This is a genomic window from Gracilibacillus sp. D59 (genome assembly GCF_052246695.1).
In the GTDB taxonomy this organism is placed as follows: Bacteria; Bacillota; Bacilli; order Bacillales; family Amphibacillaceae; genus Gracilibacillus.
Genome location: NZ_JBQQCK010000001.1, coordinates 17563 through 42351 on the forward strand (window position 1 = coordinate 17563; position 24789 = coordinate 42351).

A 24789-nucleotide genomic window follows, 5' to 3' on the forward strand; every position below is an offset into this window, starting at 1 on the left:
TGGTTTAAGCTATGATACAAGGAGGGATGATCATGGCAAAACCTTCGTCAAAAAAGGAGAAAGACTCTCGTGAAAAATATGAAGTGGATGTTGATCGCATGATAAATGAAGGTATGGCTGGTGGTACGACATACTCGATACATGGTCGGATGCAAATTGAACAAGCAAGAAAATTGCCAAAAGAAAAGGAAGTCTTTCCTGCAGAAACAGATGAAGACTAAAAGATGACACACACTCTTTGAAAAGTGTGTGTATTTTTATGAAGATAAAGGTCATAACACTCATTCTTTGTTATACTAGATGTAAAAGATTTTTTAATGAAAGAGGCCTTAAGATGTTAGCACAACTCCAACAAATGTTTCCTAATTTAGTTACGAATACAAATGAGACAACAATGGATACGATTACGTATAAATGGTACGTCACAAACGAAAATGACATTATCGGTGTACCAAAGGATGAATTAACGGAAAGAGAAACTAAAATTTTAGAAATACTACTTACTCCGTACAAAGCTAGTCAACCACCTACAACCGAACGCGAGAAATTGTGGATGGATATTTTATTTCAACAAGAAATTCCTAAAAAAATGATGGAAGATGATTTATCTGCCTTTCGTTTTGTTTATTTTTCACTATCGGATGAATCGATTGATCCAGAATCATTTCGGGAAGCCATACATGGTTTATTCCCACAAAAAACCTCGATCCTTTGGGAAAACAACCATGAAGGTGTGATCATTCAGGAAGAGGCACAAACAATGGAGGACTTTGTCTCTTATTCAGAGATCATTGAGGTGCTGACAACTGATTTTTATATGAATATTAAACTGTTTGTCGGTCCAACATTACATCAAATTCAACAGGCACCTGATTTTTATGGATGGATCAAAAAATGCTACTACTTAACCAGACAAAACAATCACGATGTTTTGCATTATATTGAAGCGATTCCTTACCTGTTTTTACATGACATTACTGATAAGGAACAACAGATGATTACTAATTCAATTCTTAACGAGGTAATAAATGACGAAGAATTATTAAAAACTGTTCAAGTCTTTTTGGAATCCAATTCTAATACAACATTAGCAGCAAAAAAAATGTACATGCACCGTAACAGCTTACAATATCGTGTGGACAAATTCATTGAAAAAACAGGTATTGATGTAAAACAATTCGATGGAGCTATTGCTGTTTATTTATGCCTGCTGATGCGCACAAAATGGTAAACTTGGAGATTCCCCCTTTCTTTTTTAGACAGGCTTTTGTAACCGTGCACAAATGGGCCAGCTTTTTTTGTGCACGCTTTCTATTTACGTTTGAGTTTTTTACTAGTAAACTAATAGACATAGATGAAACGCTTTCAACAAATTAGGAGGGGAATACAATGGCAGAATTAACATTAAGAAACATTGACAAAATTTATACAAAAGGTGAAGAGAAAGCAGTTGACAACTTCAACCTTGAAATTAAAGACAAAGAATTTATCGTATTCGTAGGTCCATCTGGTTGTGGTAAATCAACTACACTTCGTATGATTGCAGGTCTTGAAGAAATTTCTAGTGGAGAGTTCTACATCGATGATAAATTGATGAATGAAGTTGCTCCTAAAGACCGTGATATTGCGATGGTATTCCAAAACTATGCATTATATCCACACATGAATGTATATGATAATATGGCATTTGGTCTAAAACTTCGTAAATTCAAAAAAGACGAAATTGAGCGTCGTGTAAAAGAAGCAGCTCGTATTCTTGGTCTTGAAGCTTACTTAGATCGTAAACCAAAAGCACTTTCCGGTGGTCAGCGTCAACGTGTTGCATTAGGTCGTGCGATCGTACGTGATGCAAAAGTATTCTTGATGGATGAGCCTTTATCAAACTTGGATGCGAAACTTCGTGTACAAATGCGTGCGGAAATCCAAAAACTTCACCACCGTCTACAAACAACTACTATTTACGTTACACACGACCAGACAGAAGCAATGACAATGGCAACTCGTCTTGTTGTATTAAAAGATGGAGTTATTCAACAAGTTGGTGCTCCTAAGGAAGTGTATGACAAACCAAATAACATCTTCGTTGGTGGTTTCATTGGTTCACCAGCTATGAACTTCTTTAACGGTACATTAGAAGAAGGTCAAATTAAACTTGGTGATACAAAAGTTGAAGTACCAGAAGGAAAAATGAAACTCCTTCGTGAGCAAGGTTATATTGGTAAAGAAGTAGTACTAGGTGTACGTCCAGAAGATATCCATGATGAGCCTGTCTTCTTAGATGCAAACCCAGGTAAGAAAATTAAAGCGACTATCGACGTATCTGAGTTAATGGGTTCTGAGTCTTACCTATACTCTGAAGTAAATGGTCAAGAATTTGTTGCACGAGTTGATTCTCGTACTGATATTCACGGCGGAGAAAAAATTGATCTTGCATTCGATATGCACAAATGCCACTTCTTCGATAAAGATTCTGAAGCACGAATTAAATAATATTGGTATTAAAAACCCGTTTCGATACTTGGAACGGGTTTTTTGCTATATATGGAATGGTATAGGAAGTTTTTGTACCTCTTTAATGATATTATCAGGACAATTCTTGTTCATTAACAATAAGCTCTTCGGTATAATTACAAACTGAACAAACCCCAACATGTGCACATTGATGTGATCTGCTGGAATCTGGAAAACCATCAATCAGTTGCGCATCTTCGGCTTCAATATATGGTGCGTAATCATCATAGTAATCAACAACCTTACCTCCATCCAACATATGTGCATCACACACCGGACATTTATGCTCCATTTTTTCCAACCCATTACATAGATAACAAATATACATACATATCCCTCCGCAATGATTCATAAAAAACCCGGATAAAACAGACTCTCTTTTTCAAATTAGATAAAGTGAGAGTATGATCACCCAACTGATCCCAGTGTGTTATCACTAAGATAAGGAATCACGATGTTGGGTTTAAGGCTGCTAAGACTCTGGTTATCACTAATCGGTAAGTCTTTTTTATACTGTAGCTAGTTTATCTTTCTTTAATCATACGAAAAACTTTTCTCATACTTAATGTTATAAAAAGGAGACACTTAAAAAAGCGTCTCCTTCTTCTCATTTATTCAATTATTGTTGTTGGTTTCCACCAAATTGTTGTTCAGCCATAGTTACTAAGCGTTTTGTGATTTCTCCACCAACAGAACCGTTAGCACGAGAAGTAGAATCTGCACCTAAGTTTACACCAAATTCTTGTGCAATCTCATATTTCATTTGATCTAGTGCTTGCTCTACTCCAGGAACAACTAATTGATTTGAATTGTTAGTTGCCATCTTTGATCACCTCCTGTACCCCATATTGTGAACAAAAAGGAGATCAATATGCTTTTATTTTGTTAGCAATTTCTAGCAACAATTCCAATCATATTATTTTGGGTAAGTCATTTCTTCCGGTTTGATCCATTCGTCAAATTGTTCTGCTGTTAATAAGCCAGATTCGACTGCTGCTTCTTTTAATGTAGTATTATTTGCAAAGGCTTGTTTGGCAATATTCGCTGCATTTTCATAGCCGATATGCGGGTTAAGTGCTGTAACTAACATGAGTGAGTCATTTAAGTTTTTCTCAATTTGCTCATAATTTGGCTCTATACCAACAACACAACGGTCATTAAACGATAACATACTATCTGCTAAAAGTTGTGCCGATTGCAAGAAATTATACGCAATAACTGGTTTGAACACATTTAATTCAAAATTTCCTTGGCTTGCCGCAATACCGATGGTTGCATCGTTCCCCATCACTTGAGTCGCCACCATTGTAATTGCTTCACTTTGTGTCGGGTTAACTTTACCAGGCATAATGGAGCTTCCTGGTTCATTAGCAGGAATCGTAATTTCACCGATTCCACAACGAGGTCCACTTGCTAACCAACGTACATCGTTCCCGATTTTCATTAAGTCTGCAGCTAGCCCTTTTAATGCTCCATGTGCATATACTAATTCATCGTGGCTTGTAAGAGCATGGAACTTATTCGGGGCAGAAACAAAATCTTTTCCTGTATATTCACTAATTTCCGCCGTCACACGCTCAGAAAATTCCGGGTGTGCATTCAACCCTGTACCAACTGCAGTACCACCAATAGCCAATTCTTTCACATATGGAATACTGTCTTTGATCATGGACTCCGTTTTTTCTAACATGCGGTGCCAACCACTGATCTCTTGTCCAAATGTTAATGGAGTGGCATCTTGCAGATGAGTACGGCCGATTTTCACGACATCATCAAACGCTTCCATCTTTTCTTTGAGTGTTCCTTCTAATTTGGCCAAAGCTGGTAAGACAACATCCTCTAATTTGCGGACTGCAGCAATATGTAATGCGGTTGGATAGGTATCATTGGAACTTTGTGATTTATTAACATCATCATTTGGATGCAAGGTTACATCACTATTTTGTTCCTTCAACCATTGATTTCCTACATAAGCAATCACTTCATTAACGTTCATATTAGATTGTGTACCACTACCTGTTTGCCATACTACTAACGGGAAATGTTCAAATAATTCACCAGCTAATATGCGGTCAGCAGCATGTTTAATCGCATCCGCTTTCAACTGTTCCATTAAACCTAATTCACTATTTACAATAGCAGCACTTCTCTTTAAAATGGCAAAACCTTCTATAATTTCTTTTGGCATTGTTTCGTTGCCTATCGGAAAGTTTTCTTTACTTCGTTGTGTTTGAGCACCCCAGTGCTTATCACTCGCAACCTTGATTTCGCCGATTGTATCACGTTCAATACGATAATCCATTATAAACTTCTCCCCCTTATGTAATCTTCTTCTTTATTGTATCAAAAAACAAAAAAAAAATAGAGACAAAAGCTATTTTGTCTCTACATATGGTATACCAGTACGGTAAAGCCCCCTTGTTTCCATTCCACCAAGCCCTCTTTCACCAGTAAGTGTGTTTTTAAGCACATCATAAACATTCACTTTATCCATAAAAGGTGTGTAGGCTACCTTTGCTACAACATAGACGGGATCTAACGCATGAATATTGACGCGATCTGGTGAGCTTGCAAAATTAGCCCCTGCGCGAATCAGTGATTCGAAGTGTGATTGACAAGCCCCTGCAAAAATAATCAATTGATCGAGATTAGGTGCCCATTCTCTCACTTGACGTACCGCTTCAACAAAAAAACGAGTATTACGATATGCTGATAATTCTTTTTTGCTCCCTTTTGACTCTGAATAGGCATCATGACCAGTAATCACAATGATTTCAGGCTGAACTTTTTTTACTAAGTCTTCCATTTCAATAGGCAATTCTTTTTCTGGAACATAGACACCATGCACTTGCAACCCGAGTCGCTGATATAATTCGATGCATTTTTTTAAATAAAGTCGATCACCATCAATGTGCAATACTTTTACGGGTAATTGAAATCGTTGAATATTACGTGGCTCTATTTTTTTATGCTCATAGTCTTTTTTTTCTTTCATTAATTGATAATCTTGACGAAAAAGACGATATGAATACTCCTCTTTTTCTTTTATTTCATCTTGTCTTTTTCTGATATCATCTTCCGGTAAAATTCGAACATCATCTATAGAAGCGTCTGCTTCCAACCGCAAATCTTCGCCGTGCAATAATACTTTATCGCCATTTATATTTTTGACTCGAAAAACGATATCATGTTTGTAAGAATATCTTGTCACAAGCATTCCTGTCATCAGCTTCACCAAATCACCCCATAATGAGCTTGCTACTATAGGCTATGTACAGCTATCGATTTTGGTGAATCACAACAAACATTAGTGAGATAATAAAGAGAGACTTCCATCAGTGGGGGTTTTACGGACGATTAGCACCGTGATAAAGAAGGAGAGCAAAGTCCCGTATAACACACTTAGTTCTGTTCAAAATAGATATAAACTGCGAACCAATGAAAATTCTCTTCTCTTTGGTGTTGCTTCCTTCCAATCTTTCATCGATGAGTGGGAAACCGACGCTGCGGAAAGCGGGTATGTTACCGTAGCGTATCACTAGTACTCATTTCTAACGAAGAGGGAAGGAGGCAAATCTAAGGGGAAATTACTTCGCAGTTTATATATTTTGCGCACATTTTTCTACTTAATTAAAAAACCAAGAAACAAATGCTTCTTGGTTTATGGATACAGTCCAAAATATTCTTCTAGGGTTATTTTCGATTGATAAATTTCTGTTGCTATTTCCTTCCCAACATAACGTAAGTGCCATGGTTCATAACTGTATCCAGTAATATCTTCTTTTCCTTCTGGATACCGAATAATAAATCCATGCTCATGTGCATGGTCCTTCAACCATTGCCCTTCATTTGTTTCGATAAAGCTTTGTTCCAAAACTGACACTAGTGCTGCTGAGGCAACATCCATTGCTAATCCTGTCTGATGCTCACTTGTACCAGGTTTTGCTGAAAATTTATCTGCATGCTCTTGACCGTTCGCGGCAACATTGCTTTCATATAATTGTTTCTGGCGATCATAGGAGCGATAACCGGAAACAGCTACTAGTTCTAATCCAGCTCCCTTAGCATCTGCAAAAAGATCCTCCAAGGCATCTGCTGCTACTTTTCGCAATAAGCGTTTGGGATTACCCTCTCCCGCAAGGTAAGAAACATTTGCCTCTACTAAGTTATCTGGTTCGAACCCGTCTGGTAATTTACGCTGTTTATTAACAACAAGTGATACACTGTTAGGGTTATCAATAACTGTCAGCGAATCACCTGACTTTTCGTCACTTTGTTCATTTTCTTTTTCGTTATTGTTTTTGTTTTTGTTATTGTTTTCTTCTGGTTCCTCCGATGGAACAAAAGATTCTGGTTCTTTCTTCTTATATTCATTTTGAAAATCTCTTTTTTCTGATGGTTGCGCCGAATTATTTTCTTGCTGACATCCAAGTAAAAAAGCTGTCAACAGGATAAAAATTACTGTTTTTTTCATTTTTAAACCCTTCCCTCATTACAACTAAAAATTTGCACTTTTGCTATTATAACATATTCTATGCTTGATCCATATAGATGGGGAGAACTAAAAACAGCTTCTACAAAATAAAAAAACATCCAATTTTGTTATATTTAATCAAAATAGATAAGTCTGATTATTGTTAACTGCTCTATCGATGGAAAATAAAAAACCTCGTCACTAAATTGGACGAGGTCTATGCTTATGACTCCCATATATAACTGTTATAAGTTTTGCTCAAAGCTTTAAATGCTTCTTTGTTGTCTTCATCTATTGATTGGTTAATTTCTTCTTCTAAGCGTGCCTTATTCCAAGTAAAACAAAGATCGTCCAATACAAGCTGTGACGCTAATCGAATTTCATAAGGAATTTCTCTTCTAGCTTTAAGTACCGGTTTTGGATTCATATTGAACACTTTCAATTGATAACTCACCTTATGTTTTTTCACGAAGCACGCCTCCCTTTCTATGCTCTACTTAAATACTATTTTATGATGAAAAATGATTTTTGTTAATAGGTTATTAAACATATTCCCTTAAATTGGATATATTAAACGTATTGTGCTATGTTTTTAGCAATTTTTTCAGCCATTAGGAAACACTATAAGTAGACGTAAAACACATTCATTTGATAAGCTTATCTTACTATAAGAAACATCGGGGGACGCTTATGGATCAATATCACAAATATAAAGAGGGAGAAAAAGGTGCCTGGCTAAGTATCTTTACATATATTCTACTTGCTACAGTTAAATTAGCCATTGCAAGCATTGGTAACTCCTCCGCTTTACGAGCCGATGGTTTAAATAATGCCACTGATGTTATTGCATCAATAGCTGTTTTAATCGGTTTAAAAATATCTCGAAAGCCACCAGATGAAGACCACCATTATGGCCACTTCCGCGCCGAAATGATCGCTTCACTACTTGCCGCCTTTATTATGATGACCGTTGGTATCCAAGTGCTATTTGATACAGTCCAAACCATTATTACAGGCGACTTTTCGCAACCAGATATGTTGACAGCATGGACAGCATTAGGTGCTGCAGTTATTATGTTTATCGTATATCTTTATAATTTACGATTAGGGAAAAGAATAAACAGTACTGCCTTACAGGCTGCCGCTCAAGATAACAAATCCGATGCACTTGTAAGTATCGGAGCGTTTATCGGAATTATAGGGGCTCAATTTCAAATATACTGGTTGGATCCTTTAGCAGGAGCAGTTGTAGGACTGATTATTTGCAAAACAGCGTGGGATATTTTTAGAGAAGCTACACATACACTCACAGATGGATTTCATCCGAAAGAGTTGGATCAAATCAAAAAAAGTATCAATACCCATCCTGATGTATTAGACATTAAAGATGTAAAAGGGCGATTGCATGGTAATCAATCCCTGATCGAAGCGACTATTTATGTAGATCCATTAATGACTGTGGAAGAAAGTCATGAAATTACCGATCATATTGAGGAGAAATTAAAAGTAAAGCACGATGTACCACATGCTCATATTCATATTGAACCATATGAAGAAGAACAATAAAAACACAGAGCGCACGTATAGAAACGTAGCGACTGGAGCTAATCAACTGAAATAAAGTGAACCTATGATCAGTGGGGGTTAGCGTTTCTTCTTTATCGTAGGATGATTCGTGAAGCCGCCTAGTTTCTTGGCACTTCCGTGGACAATACGACTTATGAAAAAGGACTGTAGCCAATAAGGTTACAGTCCTTTCGCAATTAATTTATCTAATAGTAATTCAATATTTACAAAACCATATGCTGTCTCTTGATAAGTTCCGTGACCAATTGTTGTTTGCTCTTGCTCGATTTTTTCTGCCCCAAAATTCAGGTAAAACTGATGAGTTGGATTGTTTGTTAACACCCAAATTAGCAACGATCGGTAGCCTAATTCTTTCATTTCTTCTGCAAAAGCTTTTAACAAACGTTTTCCTAATCCTTTTCTTTGATGGGACGGCAGTAAATAAATGGCAAAAATTTCACCGTCATAACCAAAACGATCGGTTCTTTCTTTACCACCGGAAATAAACCCAACGATTTCCCCTTCTTCTTCGATCACTGTTACTGGCTGTTGCTGTCGTGGCAACTTCAGTATCGTTTCCCAATATATTTGCCGATGTTCTACTGTAGTATTGGATAAATCGAGTTCATTAATTAAATTCTGGTAGGTTGCTTTCCAACTATGTACATGAACCTCTGCAATAGCTTGTGCGTCTTCGATATGTGCCTTTCTAATATGATACATGGCTAACACCCTAACATTTAGATTGTTAAAAGAAATACTGTTAAAATCGCACTTAATACAACTAAAATAACATGGATCCGGAGCCAAGCAAGTCCAATTGCCACAACACCTGCTATCACTCCAATATATGGTTTTTCTGGTACCACTGTCATAATCCCCGGGAAAATAAGCGCACCTAACGCCGCATATGGAATCGCTTGCAACCACTTATTCACCCAATCCGGAAATTGAATTAAATCAACGATAAAGGCCGGAATTATTCGAGGAATAACTGTAACAAGTGCCATTCCAATAATAATGACCCAAATCATAATCTCTCCTCCTCTAAAACGAAAATACCGATAAAGGCCCCTAGAACGGTTCCTACAACAATTCCCCAGCCATCTCCTATGTAGGGGCTCACTAGATAATTGATCAGCATTGCAGCAATACTAATTACAGCGATCCGTTTATATTTTCGTATAGGAGGAATCAATAATCCAATAAACATGGCATATAACGCCACACCCATGCTCTGACTTAAGTTTTGAGGAATAATATCCCCAAGCACTCCACCAAGGAACGAGCCAAATACCCATGACAGATAGGAAGTAAGCATAATCGTTCCATAGAAAAAGTAGCCATACGCCTGATCACCCTGTTTTTTATAAATCGATGAAACGGAAAAGGTTTCATCAGTTAAACCTAATGACAACCCAAATTTCCAATTCAGTGCATAATGCTTTATTTGATTAATAAAAGATAAGCTCATCACAAAATGGCGGAAATTTAATACGAACGTGGCAATGATAATTTCCAGAGCGCTGACTCCAAGCCCAATCATTCCAGCGCCCATAAATTGTGCTGCACCAGCATAGACAAGTAGACTCATGCCAGTAAGCTCCAGTAATGTCATGCCTGCTTGCTTTGCTAGAACTCCATAAGCAATTGCTATCGGTAAATAGCCTACAACAATTGGTGAACCAGCAATGAACCCATCTCTTATTTGCATCTTTATCCATTGTTTCTCCTCTAGGCCCATTACAATAGTTGCTCCTTTATCTTAATCTTCGAGATTGTCTTGGTCTGTTAAGATAATCGGACCTTCTTTAGCAATCACTAATGTATGTTCGAACTGTGCAGAACGTTCCCCATCGACTGTCCGTGCAGTCCAATTGTTATCATCCATTTTACTTTGCCATGCACCTTCATTAATCATTGGCTCAATTGTGATGACCATGCCTTCTTTAAGACGTGGACCTTTTCCTGCTAAACCAAAATGCGGGATTTGCGGATCTTCATGAATCGTTGGACCAATGCCATGTCCTGTAAACTCGCGGACAACGGAAAAGCCTTCCTCTTCTGCATATTGTTGAATAGCATGGCCAATGTCACCGATTCGATTTCCTGGCATTGCTTGTTCAATTCCTTTATAAAGAGAAGTTTTTGTCACTTCTAATAATTTTTCGGTCTTTTCATCCGGTTCACCGACTACATATGTCCATGCAGAATCTGCCAGTCCACCATTAAGATTGACAACCATATCAACTGTGACGATATCACCATTCGTTAGCTTTTCATCACGTGGAAAACCATGGCAGATTTCATCGTTTACAGATGCACAAGTCGCATATGGGTAGTCATTGTATCCTTTTTGTTCTGGAGTTGCTCCATGTTCTGCTAAAAAGGATTCAACAAATGCGTCAATTTCTTTAGTTGTCACCCCAGGTTTAATTCTCTTTGCAATTTCTTTATGACAGCGCGCCAGTAATTTACCAGCTTCATGCATCATTTCTATTTCACGTTTGCTTTTTCTAGTGATCATTTAAAACTTCCTTTCTAAAATCCTTTACCAAAATTCATCTCTATAAAGTTTATCATATTTTCCTAAAAAGATGTGTAAGAAAATGCTCTCTAATATAAGTAATTGAACTTATGATTCTTCCCATGACTGTCCGTTTTAAAAAAACAAATAACCCGTTTCATTTATAATGAAACGGGTTTGTTTTTGGTCAGGCCATCTTTTAAGACAGCCCAATTTTTGGATTAATATCCGCCGTATCCCCAAGAAGCACCAATGATGATTAAGAGAATAAACAACACGACGATTAGCGCAAAACCTGAACCGTATCCATATTGTTGTGCACCCATCTATATCCCTCCTTATAATACTTACACTTATAAACTATGTAAAAGGAAAGGAAATGGTCAGTGTTATTTTCTAAAATGGGTGATTACCTATTTAAAGACATCTTTCACACTGATATTATGTCAAGAAAATAGACATAAGGAATAGGGAGAACTTTTCTTTTCCCTATTCCTATCCACACCTAACTTGGATGGTCTCCACAAAACTATAAATCAAATAAACAAATCAGTCTTTTTTATTTTTAATGCTTTTAATTAGCTGAAACATTATTAAAGTAATTATGATAATTAGTGAAATAATAAATACAGCTGGTTGAACAGAGAAATGATATTCCAATTATTTAAAATGTCGTGTGATAACTTTTCAATATTGTACATCATTATTTATCCTGTACTGCAAAACCTGAAAAGCCATCTTAGAATCAAATCAAGATCAACAAATGGAGCATTTTCATACATTTCCCCATATCCTCAACTTCTTTCTGTGTTTGTGACTTGCTCAACCCCCTTCAAAATCTGACTTTAATCGTATAATATAAGAAGCACTTAAAACCCCCTATATTATAGAGTGCTCGAGGGAGATTATACTCCCTCTTCATCTGATTTTGTCAAAAAAAATACGCCTACTTAGACGCTTGTTTCTTGTTACTTAATAGATCATCTTCTCCATTTGTTGCAAATACTGTAAACTTTCAACAATACATTATGCACAAGGTACCTCAAAATCAAAATATATTCAATTAACATTTTGGGCTATTTACAGCGTATCCCCTCAAAAAACTTGGGTAATACAAATGATATATGAAATTTATGGTCACACATTTCAAGAATTAGAAGTTGAAGCGGTGACTGCTTTTATCGACAGTTTAAAGTAGAGTGGGGGTAATTCTGGGGGTACTTTTTAAAAAAGCCCCCTATATGAGAATTACTATTTAAAGACATCTTTCACACTATAATAATAGTAAAAAGCAAAATACGTCATTAATTCCTTCAAAAGCCTATTAAAACAACACATTGTTACTATATTGCAAAAAAACACAATTGCATAATACAGCATAAATACGAAGGTAACTGGGGGAGTTTTTGGGGGAATATTTGAGGGATAGAATTAATACGTGGGTAGATATATGATAGGGATATACAAGGCATCTACTTAATAAGTAGATGCCTTTTTTTATTCCATTTCTGCTAGTGTTGCTTGCATTTGTTCTTCGTTTTCTATTGTTGCATCACTTACCATTGTTTCTACTCCACGATAATTATATTTTGAGTTCTGAAGAAAATCAAAAGCAAAAGATTTTTCCGGTACATCTTCCTCATAATAATAATCTATAACAGCTGATTTAAATATATTTTCAAGCATGTACTCATGATTTGATATATCCATCAAGTATTTTTCTTCTCTAAATTCTTTAATGATATAATCTGTAAATTCCTGAACTTCTTCTTCTTGTGCTTCATAGTCCCGTGCATATCCCATAATTTCATCATGTTTTTCCGTTTCCGTTCCATCACTATTTGCTACTTCCTTAACTTTTTCCTGCCAAGAAAGGTTTTCTTTTTCTTCTTCTCCAGTCGCTACTTCCTCTGTTTCAGCCTCTTCCGTATCTTTGTTATCTGCTTCTGTTTGCTCACCAGTAGTGTCCTCACTAGAACAAGCCACAACAAAAATTAATAATAAAAATACTAATAATTTCTTCAAACTAACCTCTCCCCTTTCTTCCATTATTCTACAACATTTCCATGAGAAAAAACACCTACTTTTATGTAGGTGCCTTATTTCTATCTTCTAAATATATTTGGAAAATCTTTTTGAGCTGATTCTTCAAATTGTTCTACATGATATTTTCCAGCTTTGATGTCGTACATATTTTCAAGTATGTAAGTACGTAGTGCATCATCCTGTAAGTATTCTACATCTTCCTCAAAGCAAAAGAAATTATTCTTCAAGCGACGATCATAGACCTTTATTAATATTGAATGATCATTGACGTCTACAGATGTTTTTAATTCATATCGATCTTGTGTGCTTTCCATGTATCTTCCCTCCTCTCTTCCTGTGTCTTATTAACTATTACTTTCGACACAAATTGTAAAATTCCTTCCAAGAAATACAATTTGCATAAACTTAATATTCGGGAGTATAATAAGAACAAACGTTCCTGTTAATGAGGTGATTTTTATATGATCGAAAGAGGTAATAAAAAGTGGACAGCAATGATGATGCCAGAACATATGGAGATGCTACACAATATTTTTGAAGAAGAACTGAAAGTAGAAAAGCCTATCCTTAGTGAAGATCAGTATGAGGGTATGCAGATTACAATAAATAAAGCAATGGAATATAACCAAAAGATCGATATAGTCTATTGGAGCAATTTTAGACTGCATACTGCAGAAGGTTACATCGATAAAATTAGAGGTACTTCTCTTTATATAAATACTTCAGATGGAATTGATCAATTAGAAATTAATAATATTGTGGAGTTGTCTTTATGCGAAATATAACCGAAGAAGAATTTAATATAGCGAGCCGTTATTTGTTCTTGTCTATGACCATTGAAGTAATCCAGAAAGATCTAAATACATTACGAAACAATAATATATTTAAGATAAGTGAACCGTATATCGCATTGCTGGAATCAGTTCTAAGAAAAGCTGTTGAGGAAAGAAGAGAGTTGAAACAGGAAATGCATAGGAAGAATTTAAAGGTACTGCAGACGGATAAAACAGATCAATTTACGGAATATACATTCTACGCTAAACGTAAAGAGGAGAAACGGAATTATTTTAATCCGGCTATAAGGAAGAAAGTTCTGGTGATTATTGAAGAGTTTTTTGAAAAAGCTGATATAGGAGAGACGGTGTAGTAGTCCTTACCAAAAGCAAACAAGGGGTATCATGTATGTAGTAAATGGTAAGGACTGAACACAATGAGAAGGGAATATGTTTCCCTTCTTTGGAATTATAGCATAATCAAAATAGAAAATGAAACCCACCACTTAATTGTGATGGGCTTGGAGCAATGGCGGTGGTTCTCGTTTAGGGCACTGCGGATTTTAAGAAAAATACCTTTGCTATTTATCTTTTGCAAGGTCTTTTCTGTTTGGAGCAAGTGGTGGTTGTTCTAACCATTTATTTTTGCTCATTAAATTGAACCACTCTTTTGTAATCATTAGATTTTTTAGTATTATTTTTTCATAATTCGTCACTAGGTCTATTCTCATGGCAGATGCTAGACCTGCACCGTGATATGATTGGGCTGATTGTAACAAGAATCCAATGTGATACAACATTAGCTTATCTGAAAAAGGAGAATCTTGGGAAATTGTAACCTCGGATTCCCAAGACATGGGAACAGGCAAGTTATCTCCTTTTAGTATTTTACTTAGTGATTGAATTTGCTGGTCGGAAGCGTTCTGCGTGCTCTTTAAAAATTTTCTAACCTCTTTTGATTGTGTAACTTGACTAAATCCAATGGAAAGAGATTTCTCCATTATTTTCTTTTTCAAATTAAGTGATAGGGCAATAATTTCTGTTGACGCTAAAGGGCGCTTATCTCCAAAAAAACCATCTATAAATTGCTGACCTGAAACAAATTCAGGATTCTCTTCTGGGTAAAAGTACGGGTCTCTTTGAAAATGCCCTTTTTCGAGTAGTAATTCAGTTGTTCGATGATACATACTCATCCCGTCATTACTACAAGAATCATAAAAGTGCCTCAAGTCCTTCCTGACAGAAGAAGTAAGTGATGTTGAGTGCCCTAGTATACCATGTAGTGTCATAATATGTAAATAGTGCAAACAGAAGATATCAGAAAATAACCTTTTGGCTCCTTTGTTAAGGTCTGATTCATTAAAGCCAACTGGTACTGGGAAATCTTCATTTTCAATGAATCGTCTTATTTGGCTTATTTGTTTATCAAATATCTTTATTGCGTCTTCGAACAGCAGTTTTATCTTCTCATCTTCTATAATGGATAGCATATATTTATTTACCATATCAACGGCTGTGCCATTTACATATTCGCCCCATAATGTCCCTATTTCAGCAGATGTTAATTTTAATTCTTCTTTATCCATATAATCACCTCTTTCTAATATTTCCCTAACTATTAAAATTTATTAATATTACTATTGAGCTGATAGGGGCTTTTGTAGTACATACAGTATAAATTAAAAATTTTAGCACCGGTTGTTCCACACCGGTCCATTTTCATTTTAAAGAAAACCCACCACTTATTAGTGATGGGCGTTGGATAATGGAGAATGCAGTGTTCATCTTGGCACTGCTTTTTTGTCCGTTTTAACTTAAATAAAACCAATTGAAATTACCCATAAAAACAATATCGTAAGAAACCCTGCATTTATTTTTAATCTAAAATATTCCGTTTCTAAGATCATGCTCCCCCGCCTTTCTCCATTTATTAGACATAAAAAGAGAAGATATAATAAGGTTGCGAACTTCACAACTTTTAATGTATGATTGTATTAAATAACATTATAATATTTAACCTAGACAGCTATTAACAATACCTCCGGCAAGAGTAGTTTTGTTAACGAATGCTGTCTCTTTTTATGTCTACATAGATTGTAAGTGAAGAATTATGGTTTGACAATACAGTGTGCGTATTTAGCACATTATTTGCAGATTATGCAACAAGAAAATTTTATATGTAATTTTTGCAGGAATTTTGTTGAGTGGTGTAGAAATAGTTAGATTAAAGTGCTTTTTTATAACAAAGGAGGAATTAAATTGCTATTACCTACATCAAAATTTACTGAACAATTAGCTAATACTTTCATTGACCTCTATCAAAATACGGTTCATTTAAAATATAAAAATTTATTAGAAATAAATCCTGATGTATTTAGGCTTTACGATAAAGCTAATGTAGCTGCGTATAGGATGACAACTAACAAAGAATTTTTTGAGCATAACGATCATTTATATTTTGTCTTTAGTAGAAACTCTAATTTTAGCATTTTAGAATTAGATTTAACTGACTTAAAATATTATCATTTTGATACTCCATTTTTTGAGAAGACCCAAAGAGATATATTATTAGAATATTTAGAGGATGTTTCAAAAGGTGATATTATTTGTGATATATATATCCCTACAAACCTAGAAGAAGTAGACGATTTTGCTAAGGAGTTGTACAAAAGAAACGCAGAATCGCTATTAACCAAAGAAACAGTCGAATTTCAATCTCACAATAATAAGCCGCAATCTTTTTACGCAAAAAATGCTGCTAGGTATGCCTATTCAGAACTTGATCTTAATCCAATTATTAATCGTATTAATGATGAAGATTTCTCATATCAGTTAGATCAAGCTATTGCAGCTTATGATTTTTCTTTGTATTTACCGGCATGTGCAACACTTGGTGTATGCTTAGAAACAGTCTGCAAATTGTTATTACAAAGAAATGGTGTGAAAATTAAAGATAGTGACTCAACAATGTTGGATGGATTGGGAGAAAGGTTAAAAGCTAATGGGATAATTAATTACAAATTAAAAGGAAGAATAGATGTTTGCTATAAAGTTAGAAATTTAGCATCTCACACTAGTCCAGGGAAGATAGTTAAAAGCGATTGTCACTTTATACTTAACACCATTTCGGAAATTGCTGAAGGATACTTTTAAAAAAGCACCGGTTTTCCCGCCGGTGCTTTATTGATTTAATTTTACTATCGTTTTACATAAATAGATTTTTAATTAATTTTAGTATTAAAGTGTACCTTTATTAAGTCTGCGTTGTAGTTCTTTTACTACTAGTGATGGCCTGCTTAACTTTTTATCATAAACAGTACCAAGATACTTTTGTAAAGCTCCAATTGTAATTGGTCCAAGTAATCCATCATCATTAACACCTATAAGACGTTGCAAGGCTTTAATTACCATGCTTCCTTTTTTGCCACTACCAAAATCAATAGTCGTGCCATAAAAAGCGTTTGTTACGCTGTTGTGTACTTGATCACTTATAATACCATCTACTGTAGTAGCTAGATATTTTTGCAATGCGGTAGTAGTTGCATTACCCCACTTACCATCTACCGTGAGACTAGCTTCATATAAATTCTTTTCTAAATAATTAAGTGGATCAACAGCGTTAGACTTAGCGTAATTCCATCTACCCTTGTGTAATTCAAAGTGCAAATGCTTACCAGTTGAATGTCCAGTATTCCCCATAATACCGATCTGTTGACCTTTCCTTACTCGATCACCCGGAAAGACTGTTCTAGAACCTCTTTTCATGTGAGCACAAACACTTTCATATGTGTCGCCATGAACAATGTGCTTAATGAAAATGACTTCTCCATAGCTATCTGAGGTATACGACTTTGTGACGGTGCCCTCTGCAATAGCGTAGATTGGCTGATAACCACCCTCTGCAATATCCACACCGCTATGATCTGGTCTTGATGATGTTCTGAATTTACTGGTAATACGCTTTGTGTCTGTTGGCCATTTGAATGTTGCCATATTATTTTTCCTCCTCTTTATCATTAAACTCAGTTCTAATTTCTTGGGTGATGCCTGTACTATTGTCTTTGTCAATTGCTCTTAATTTTTCAGCTAATCCAGATGGCACGAGTACACCAACCTCAGCTAGATTTTCCACAATACTTAGACCTTCGTTCGCAATATAAAAAAGCACAGTCGCATAAGTGACTGCACCATTAAGTCCAAGTATTTGATCTACCACGTTTGCCAAAATGATTACTACCAGGATAAGCAATTTGCGAGCATATCCAAACAGTGATTTACGTGACCACAGCTTTCCATTTCTAATTGCTTTAAAGATTCCAGTTACTACATCCAATGCCATCAACAACAATAATAAATGCAAGAACTTCACATCTCCGAAAAGATACATTCTTGCAGCTTCTAAGTGTTCGATATTAACATCTCCCATCTTCTGTTCATCTCCTTATTCATAATAAGTGTGACCCCCTTCTATCTATTTTTGGGTATTTAAAAAGCACCTCTTGTTGAGATGCTATATAGCTATTTAATAAATATTTACTTGTTCATTTTAAAAACTTCTCTATTTCTTCACTTGCTTTTACGATATAATCTGAACCAAGTCTCTCCATTGTGAAACAAGAAGTCAAAGCAGAAGCTTTTACATCTGTCCAAATAGTAGACAATAATTCCTTAGTTTTAGAAATATAATCTAATTCCCTGTCTTTCTCTTTCAATATTTTCTTGAACTCAAATAATATTTTACCACTTAAGCTTTGATAAAGTTTTTGGTATTCCTTCTCTGAGAATTTATACTCTAATTGATGACTGATATCATTTCTTAATTGGTTTAGTCGAGAAATGGGATCGTATAACTCTTTTTCTATTACTCCTAAGGCATAGAGTAAATTTAATCTACTAATAAATCTATAGTTATTTAATTTATCATGATATTTAAAGAAGAAATTTGTAATTTCTATTAATTCTTTTTCTACATACATGTGCACCCTTAATATGACCATTAATATTTCCTCATGTTCTGTCTTTCTTAAGAATTCCATTCTTTCATTAGAATACTTAATTAATTGAGCTTGTACATACTCTGTTTCCATTTCATTCATTTATCTCCCTCCCAATTATCATAATTCGACAAAAAGGAGGAAATTCCTGCAATAAATTAAAAGAGCCTAACTACTAGTTAGACCCTTCCATAATCTTATCAGCGACATGCTGTCTTACGATTCCTTGCAATGCATCTAAGTTAGAATTCTCGTTGTATTGTTCAGATGTAATGGAAAAGCGACCATTCACATGAATAGTCCGGTCTTCCGTTTGCCCTTTAAACTGAATGGTTACTGATTTAACTTCATTTTGCTCATAATTCATGCTTACATTTGTAATTGACACAATCATTAGTTTTCACCTCCTTTAAGTTCCTTTTCTTCCTTATTTTCAAATGCTTCAGACAAAATAAAATGAGCGAGCGCCTGCTCCCCCACTAATTCTTTATCATATTCATTTACAAGCTTTTCTACTGTTTTAAACGCAGTTATTAAATTCTTATCATCAATGATAAGTACTTCATTTTGTAAATATTCACGCTGGTCGGCTAATTCTTTCATTTTACCCTTATCCACTACATCAAACGTGCCTTGATTGTTTCGCTTTAATTCCCCTTGCTCATCAAGCTTACAATAATCCTTTAAGAGCAACTCTTCTTCCTGTGCATACTTTTTTCTTTGTTCATTAATTGCTTCTACAATCCTCATTCGGTGAATATTCTTCTTGCCTTTTGCTGAGATCGAATTTAACAAAAAGTCACTCACAATACGTAAATCTTTATTTTTTAGTTTAATCATGCTACTTCCTCCTCTTTTTCTACTTGCTCCATATAAACACCTTCAAAGCCTTTTCGTAATCCATTGACTTCAAATACAACTTCTGCTGTTCGTTCACTTACCAATACCTTAAAGCTATTTTCCAGACGCTCTAAGATCGTAACTTCAGCACTATTTTGTATGTGTGGTACTACAAAATAATTTGATATGGTTTCTCTAAACATTGGCTCAATTAAAATAACATGCTCTCCTTCTTCGAGAACATGTTCCGTATATGCCACAAATCGGTTGTCTGGTGTTTCTAAAGCATACATCTTTCTAGCACCATAATTGTCTGTGTCTACTATTGCGGACTTTGATCCTGTTACACTAAAATCACTGGTTACCACTACGCCTCCAGCAGTAGCATTGTTGATATAAAATGTATTGTTGTTAGCACTACCAAAACCAAAATAACCTAATCGATTTCCATCAGCATTTTGAAAATCAACATAAGTTGAGGCAAAATTACCGGTAGCTGCTGATTTCATTATCAATGATCTACCAGATGAATTAACAACTGTAGTGCCATCAATATCTACACCACCTCGCAAAAATACACCATAGGTGGAACCCTGCACGTTAGAACCATCCACTAGAACACCAAATTCTCCACCTTCAAGAACAAGACCTCCAATCGCTCTTATTGTTGCATCAGTGTAGTATTGATATATTTCCATTGCCCTTGCGCCCATATCATCCTTGAACACCAAAGAGGCAATATCTCCATGATAGCCACTAGTTGTGTGTACGTTCATTTCAATGCTACTATTTGTACCTTCGAAAATAAAACCATCATTATCTAGCGTTATGGTTCCGTTGGTACCTGATTGAGTAAAGGCAGAACCGTTTATATTGACGCCGTTAATAGTACCGGCATTGATGGTACCAAGATCACCTGTAATATTAGATAGTACTGTTACGGCGCCTTGTAGTTCTATATTGGCTGCTTGTATTTTAGCAGTTTCACTGGATAGATTAATTGCTCCAATAACACCATCTTCATCTACTTTTAAAGCAATTTGATTACTATGCTGTGTGATAGTGGACTCCGCAGTATCTACACGACCTTCTAAGCTGTTAAATACCGATTCTTCAACTTTAGATGTAATCGCACCTTCCAACGCACTAATGTTTTGTTCAGCAGTTGTGGTTCTAGTTTCAAGGTTCGTTACAGTTGATTCCTCAGCTTTTAATTCTATTTCTCCAGCTAATTGTGTGATTTCGGATTCCGCAGTTGATAAACGTGGATCAAGAACATTGCCAATACCTAATTGCTTAAATTGGATATTACGTAAGTAGGTGACACCTGTGTTACCACTCCATCTAGTTAATATCCTTAATCTTACGAATGATGACTCTGACCTTGTACCACTACCAATATTAACAAAACCGCTTTTTTTAACCCATGTGTTTACAGGTAATGAACCATCTGAGAATGCATACATGGTGAGCTCATTCGGACCCATACTTTGCTTATTTTCGTCAAAAAACTCCACCCCTACATATAAAATGCCGTTAGAGGTTTCTTCATTATAAACTTCTAACTCAATGTAATACGGATTATAAATATTAATTGGGATAAAATCTGACCTCAACCCCTGAGAATCTATAGTTTCAATCCAGTTAGTACCGCTTCCCGATAGAGGGGCTATTATTGAGTATGAACCTGTCTTGAATGGATCTGCTTCTAAATCACCTTGGTATCTATCATCAATTAACTGGATCCCATTTAACTTGGTCATAGTGTTTAGGTCTGTAACAGCATTATCTACATAAGTGGCACCAACTTTTGTGCTTATTTCATCCTCAAGTATAGTCATACTGGAATTGAGACTACTAATATCTGTTGTGTGACCGTCTACAGTAGATTGAACGCTACTCACATCTGCACTGATACCATTCACATCAACCTGCAATGTACTTACCTGGTTACTTATGCTTGTGACATCGCTTTGTAAACCATCTACTTCACTTTGGCTTGCCTTTAATGTAATAGCAGATGTGTTTGCACTAATGTCAGTTTGATTCTGTTGCACTGTTCCGTCAAGGTTACTTAAATCTGTTATTACAATAGATAAGTCGCCTTCTACCGTATCTAAATCAGTTTCTACAGTGGTTATTCTCCCACCTTGATTTACTAATTCAGTATCATTAGCATCTACCGCAGTCTGTAGATCACTAACAGTTGTGTTTAGGGTGTTAACCGTACTACTGTCCGCTTTCAAAGTAAGTTGACCATCCACATACTTTACATCTGCCTTGTCCAATAATTCCTGATCGATTTGTGATTTGACCGTATTTGTGTAACTATTCGCATTGCTTTCAGCTTGACTTGCTACCGTATCCGCATGTGTTTCAGCGTTGGTTTCCGCTTGATTCGCTTTTTGCGTTGCATCAGCTTCAGCATTACTTTGTACTGTGGAGTCTTTAGTATCAATTTGTTCTTGTGTATAAGTTGCTTGTTCAAGTTCCGTCATGCTGATTTTTTGTTGAATTTGTTTCTGCAGGCTTTTCCAGATGGCATTGACTTCATCTTCCGTGTATTCTGTGTAATCACCAAGCCGTACTGTTTTCTTACCACTTCGTTTAATCGACCTTTCTTGAGTATGAATCCTAGCTTCAAGATATAAAGGTGGATTGAACGTGGTATCTTTAACTTTAATGGTATCGCCAAAACGGATTTTTTCATGCTCTAGACCTATAACCTTTTCTAGATCCACAATATTCGCTTTATACTCTATAACACTGTTTACACGTTTTTCTAACTCGTTTTCCGTCAAAGTGGTTAACCGCTCTAAAGTCATGTTTTGATCAGTTGACTGTGGCTCGTAGGTTTTAATAATATGTTGACCTTTTCTACTCCATCGTTGTAAAGCTTCTTTGTCTTCAACAATTACTTCTAGCCTTGTTTCATCTTCACGTATTGGTCCAATACCTTTCAAAGCAGTTACGATATTTTTAAAATTTTCTTTTCGTTCGATACAATCTAAATCTTTTCCAAATTCAGCTTCTCTTCCTTGCCAGGACCCCACACGTTCAAGTAAATCAGCATATCTTCTAACAATTTTGTTTCCATTGGATTCAACTCGAAAATGCAATTCAAGTTCAAATTTGGATGCTATACGTTTCAAATATGCATATGGATTTGTATGCTCATCGAAAGTTAACGTTCTGACACCATTGAAATCTACTCGTCCAACTTCCACTTCTGTACCCGATAAAGCAATTTGAGCGTGTGACTCGGCACTTAGCGCATCCGTGGTATGTGGGTCTATTACTTTTGCAGTTTTCAAAGTTAAATAAGATGCTGAAGTGTAAACATCACATTTTAGCAAACCTTTTATGTCTCTATACTTTTTTGTATTTATAATATAAAACTCAATTAGTTGGTTATCTTCATCAGGGATAATGATACGATTTTGTTTAGTCAGATATTCAGAAAAAACCTTATCAGCAAAAGTTATAAAATCAAAAGTTTCAAGTTTACTTTTAAGTGACTTTTTATGTTTATCTTGCCAAAAAGCATCTTCCGGAATATCATCCAAAATTACATCCGTTTGATGGTCAGTAATGTGTATCATCTAATCACCCCCTACCTATACGGCTCTCGATATCGTGCATTTGTGTTAAATGAATTACTTGGCATTTGAATTAACCTGTTTTCCTCAGGCTCCAAATAAAAATAACTAGCACCAAATTGTTTCAAATCTTTTCGAGGCTCACCGTTTATTAAAATTAACTTATTTATATGATCAAATGTAATGATGTCGCCTACATCAGCAATATAAGGTATCTCATTTTCTGCTGGATCATTTAATTTCCAGACTTTTAAATCATAAATAGATGCTTGTGTTGGATTGTGATCCCCGAACTTTGCAATAGATATTTGTATTTGGGCTACTTGATTCAGATAGAGATTTTCCGTATCTGTAAACCTTCTGGTTTCTCTCGCTCTATGCGTTCCTTCATCGTCTATTTTCGCGACATACGATGTCCATTCATTGCCTTTTCGTTCTAGTCTTAACACACCTCTAAAATCATGCCAAGAACCTGCATAAGAATCATCAAGGAGATAATGTCCATTCGTTGCATTACCAGCTCTAGCCTCACCACGATTTTGATTTAATCCTACCCAAGCATCCTTTAATGTAATACGACCAATGATATTACCATTTACATCTAACAAGTACATTTCTACTCGACCCACTTGTTCAGCAGCATCAATGTTTTGTACTCGAATATCTATTTGGAAATCTTGCAATTGCTCCGATAAACTTTTCTTTAAAGCAGGGCCATACCATTTAGCGGTACCAGCCTCTACTCCCCAATCAGTTACTATAAATCCAGATCCACTTGGACTCAATGTTCCGGAAACAGTACCATTGTCTAATTGTGTTCCCTCTGTCCAGCCTACTAAAGAATCCATTGGATCATGTAAGATTAATTCTTTTTCTTGAAAGACTATAGAATCTACATCAACAGGTTTTCCGATCATCATGTATTCATTATTTTGATTTTGAAGCATAGCAAATGTAATAGGTGCAAGTACTTCTAACTCAAAGATAGGTTGTGATTTTGCAGTCCCCTTGTTTGTTAAACTTACATAATCAGACGGAAATGTGTATGGTTTTTCAGGTCCATATTTGTATGGATCCGGACAGATGAATGTAATGGTACCTTGACCAACATGTAATAATTCCTCTACATCTAAACTTCCATCAACAACTGCAAAATAAGTTCTATTTGGTTCATCGTCAAATACTAATGGTACTGGTTTATCCGTTAATAGCCAGCCAGCGATATCTTCCTCTAATCTTTTTAATTCTTCATCATCTATTCCTTGAAAAAAAACAGGTTGTTCAATAATTCTTACTTGCGTTTCAGTACTTTCTAAATAAGCACCAATTTTACCTGCAACAGTTAACAAATTTCTAGTAACAGGAGCAAATACTGAATACCTTTTCTCCTCATCATCACAAAAAACGAAATTTTTGCGAATTCCATTAAAACTAAAAGAATAATTCACATTTGCACCCC

General features: G+C 35.6%; 28 protein-coding genes. 7 read left to right on the forward strand and 21 right to left on the reverse strand.

Annotated features, from left to right (window positions below; translation table 11 throughout):
- Positions 1–32 precede the first annotated feature (32 nt).
- The 3 genes from ACTWP4_RS00110 to ACTWP4_RS00120 all read left to right on the forward strand — a co-directional run bounded on the left by ACTWP4_RS00110 (position 33) and on the right by ACTWP4_RS00120 (position 2490).
- Complete coding sequence (locus tag ACTWP4_RS00110) at positions 33–221, forward strand: hypothetical protein (protein WP_443126726.1); 189 nt, start codon at positions 33–35, stop codon at positions 219–221.
- Positions 222–334: 113 nt separating this feature from the next.
- Positions 335–1231 carry a PucR family transcriptional regulator gene (locus ACTWP4_RS00115; protein WP_443126727.1) on the forward strand — a complete coding sequence of 299 codons (897 nt, stop codon included), beginning with the start codon at positions 335–337 and terminating at the stop codon, positions 1229–1231.
- Positions 1232–1389: 158 nt separating this feature from the next.
- On the forward strand, positions 1390–2490 hold the full coding sequence (locus ACTWP4_RS00120) for an ABC transporter ATP-binding protein (RefSeq protein ID WP_443126728.1): 1101 nt from the start codon (positions 1390–1392) through the stop codon (positions 2488–2490).
- 94 nt (positions 2491–2584) lie between these two features.
- Here the strand turns inward: ACTWP4_RS00120 and ACTWP4_RS00125 are convergent, their stop codons facing one another.
- The 6 genes from ACTWP4_RS00125 to ACTWP4_RS00150 all read right to left on the reverse strand — a co-directional run bounded on the left by ACTWP4_RS00125 (position 2585) and on the right by ACTWP4_RS00150 (position 7454).
- A complete protein-coding gene (locus ACTWP4_RS00125) occupies positions 2585–2839 on the reverse strand; it encodes a hypothetical protein (protein ID WP_443126729.1) in 255 nt (84 codons plus the stop codon).
- Between the two features lie 291 nt (positions 2840–3130).
- Positions 3131–3334 carry an alpha/beta-type small acid-soluble spore protein gene (locus ACTWP4_RS00130; RefSeq protein WP_018933661.1) on the reverse strand — a complete coding sequence of 68 codons (204 nt, stop codon included), beginning with the start codon at positions 3332–3334 and terminating at the stop codon, positions 3131–3133.
- Positions 3335–3427: 93 nt separating this feature from the next.
- Positions 3428–4813, reverse strand: coding sequence for a class II fumarate hydratase (fumC, locus tag ACTWP4_RS00135; protein ID WP_443126730.1), 1386 nt, complete (start codon positions 4811–4813; stop codon positions 3428–3430).
- Positions 4814–4885: 72 nt separating this feature from the next.
- Complete coding sequence (gene yabG / locus ACTWP4_RS00140) at positions 4886–5746, reverse strand: sporulation peptidase YabG (protein WP_443126731.1); 861 nt, start codon at positions 5744–5746, stop codon at positions 4886–4888.
- Positions 5747–6172: 426 nt separating this feature from the next.
- Positions 6173–6985: a M15 family metallopeptidase gene (locus ACTWP4_RS00145; RefSeq protein ID WP_443126732.1), complete on the reverse strand. Its 813-nt coding sequence runs from the start codon at positions 6983–6985 to the stop codon at positions 6173–6175.
- 223 nt (positions 6986–7208) lie between these two features.
- Positions 7209–7454, reverse strand: coding sequence for an IDEAL domain-containing protein (locus ACTWP4_RS00150; RefSeq protein ID WP_443126733.1), 246 nt, complete (start codon positions 7452–7454; stop codon positions 7209–7211).
- Between the two features lie 221 nt (positions 7455–7675).
- Here ACTWP4_RS00150 and ACTWP4_RS00155 point away from each other — a divergent pair, with 221 nt between their 5' ends.
- Positions 7676–8551: a cation diffusion facilitator family transporter gene (locus ACTWP4_RS00155; RefSeq protein WP_443126734.1), complete on the forward strand. Its 876-nt coding sequence runs from the start codon at positions 7676–7678 to the stop codon at positions 8549–8551.
- A 180-nt stretch (positions 8552–8731) separates the two neighbouring features.
- Here the strand turns inward: ACTWP4_RS00155 and ACTWP4_RS00160 are convergent, their stop codons facing one another.
- The 7 genes from ACTWP4_RS00160 to ACTWP4_RS00190 all read right to left on the reverse strand — a co-directional run bounded on the left by ACTWP4_RS00160 (position 8732) and on the right by ACTWP4_RS00190 (position 13438).
- Positions 8732–9274, reverse strand: a complete 543-nt coding sequence (locus tag ACTWP4_RS00160; protein WP_443126735.1) for a GNAT family N-acetyltransferase — start codon at positions 9272–9274, stop codon at positions 8732–8734.
- A 17-nt stretch (positions 9275–9291) separates the two neighbouring features.
- The gene (locus ACTWP4_RS00165; protein WP_443126736.1) at positions 9292–9585 is read right to left on the reverse strand and encodes an AzlD domain-containing protein; all 294 of its coding nucleotides are present in this window, start codon (positions 9583–9585) and stop codon (positions 9292–9294) included.
- Complete coding sequence (locus tag ACTWP4_RS00170; RefSeq protein ID WP_443126737.1) at positions 9582–10295, reverse strand: AzlC family ABC transporter permease; 714 nt, start codon at positions 10293–10295, stop codon at positions 9582–9584. The genes ACTWP4_RS00165 and ACTWP4_RS00170 overlap by 4 nt, the downstream gene beginning before the upstream one ends.
- A 21-nt stretch (positions 10296–10316) precedes the next feature.
- Positions 10317–11078, reverse strand: a complete 762-nt coding sequence (gene map / locus ACTWP4_RS00175) for a type I methionyl aminopeptidase (RefSeq protein ID WP_443126738.1) — start codon at positions 11076–11078, stop codon at positions 10317–10319.
- A 221-nt stretch (positions 11079–11299) separates the two neighbouring features.
- The gene (locus ACTWP4_RS00180) at positions 11300–11404 is read right to left on the reverse strand and encodes a YjcZ family sporulation protein (RefSeq protein ID WP_089741197.1); all 105 of its coding nucleotides are present in this window, start codon (positions 11402–11404) and stop codon (positions 11300–11302) included.
- A gap of 1171 nt (positions 11405–12575) precedes the next feature.
- On the reverse strand, positions 12576–13103 hold the full coding sequence (locus ACTWP4_RS00185; protein ID WP_443126739.1) for a hypothetical protein: 528 nt from the start codon (positions 13101–13103) through the stop codon (positions 12576–12578).
- A gap of 80 nt (positions 13104–13183) precedes the next feature.
- Entirely contained in the window at positions 13184–13438 is a 255-nt protein-coding gene (locus tag ACTWP4_RS00190; protein WP_443126740.1) for a hypothetical protein, read from the reverse strand.
- Positions 13439–13585: 147 nt separating this feature from the next.
- Here ACTWP4_RS00190 and ACTWP4_RS00195 point away from each other — a divergent pair, with 147 nt between their 5' ends.
- Positions 13586–13909, forward strand: coding sequence for a YolD-like family protein (locus ACTWP4_RS00195; protein ID WP_443126741.1), 324 nt, complete (start codon positions 13586–13588; stop codon positions 13907–13909).
- Positions 13897–14271 carry a hypothetical protein gene (locus tag ACTWP4_RS00200; RefSeq protein ID WP_443126742.1) on the forward strand — a complete coding sequence of 125 codons (375 nt, stop codon included), beginning with the start codon at positions 13897–13899 and terminating at the stop codon, positions 14269–14271. The genes ACTWP4_RS00195 and ACTWP4_RS00200 overlap by 13 nt, the downstream gene beginning before the upstream one ends.
- Before the next feature lie 207 nt (positions 14272–14478).
- On the opposite strand, the gene ACTWP4_RS00205 is transcribed toward ACTWP4_RS00200, so the two are convergent.
- A complete protein-coding gene (locus ACTWP4_RS00205; RefSeq protein ID WP_443126743.1) occupies positions 14479–15483 on the reverse strand; it encodes a DUF3231 family protein in 1005 nt (334 codons plus the stop codon).
- A 673-nt stretch (positions 15484–16156) separates the two neighbouring features.
- On the opposite strand from ACTWP4_RS00205, the gene ACTWP4_RS00210 reads away from it, so the two are divergent.
- Positions 16157–17050, forward strand: coding sequence for a hypothetical protein (locus ACTWP4_RS00210; protein WP_443126744.1), 894 nt, complete (start codon positions 16157–16159; stop codon positions 17048–17050).
- A gap of 84 nt (positions 17051–17134) precedes the next feature.
- On the opposite strand, the gene ACTWP4_RS00215 is transcribed toward ACTWP4_RS00210, so the two are convergent.
- The 7 genes from ACTWP4_RS00215 to ACTWP4_RS00245 form a co-directional block, all read right to left on the reverse strand.
- A complete protein-coding gene (locus ACTWP4_RS00215; RefSeq protein WP_443126745.1) occupies positions 17135–17890 on the reverse strand; it encodes a M23 family metallopeptidase in 756 nt (251 codons plus the stop codon).
- Position 17891: 1 nt separating this feature from the next.
- Positions 17892–18323 (reverse strand): phage holin family protein, encoded by a 432-nt coding sequence (locus tag ACTWP4_RS00220; protein ID WP_443126746.1) that lies wholly within the window; start codon positions 18321–18323, stop codon positions 17892–17894.
- A gap of 115 nt (positions 18324–18438) precedes the next feature.
- Positions 18439–18993 (reverse strand): MltR family transcriptional regulator, encoded by a 555-nt coding sequence (locus ACTWP4_RS00225; protein ID WP_443126747.1) that lies wholly within the window; start codon positions 18991–18993, stop codon positions 18439–18441.
- A 73-nt stretch (positions 18994–19066) separates the two neighbouring features.
- Positions 19067–19285, reverse strand: coding sequence for a hypothetical protein (locus ACTWP4_RS00230; RefSeq protein WP_443126748.1), 219 nt, complete (start codon positions 19283–19285; stop codon positions 19067–19069).
- A complete protein-coding gene (locus ACTWP4_RS00235; RefSeq protein ID WP_443126749.1) occupies positions 19285–19731 on the reverse strand; it encodes a hypothetical protein in 447 nt (148 codons plus the stop codon). Before ACTWP4_RS00235 ends, ACTWP4_RS00230 begins: the two co-directional genes overlap by 1 nt.
- Complete coding sequence (locus tag ACTWP4_RS00240; RefSeq protein WP_443126750.1) at positions 19728–23333, reverse strand: phage tail spike protein; 3606 nt, start codon at positions 23331–23333, stop codon at positions 19728–19730. Before ACTWP4_RS00240 ends, ACTWP4_RS00235 begins: the two co-directional genes overlap by 4 nt.
- 11 nt (positions 23334–23344) lie before the next feature.
- On the reverse strand, positions 23345–24778 hold the full coding sequence (locus ACTWP4_RS00245; RefSeq protein WP_443126751.1) for a distal tail protein Dit: 1434 nt from the start codon (positions 24776–24778) through the stop codon (positions 23345–23347).
- Positions 24779–24789 lie beyond the last annotated feature (11 nt).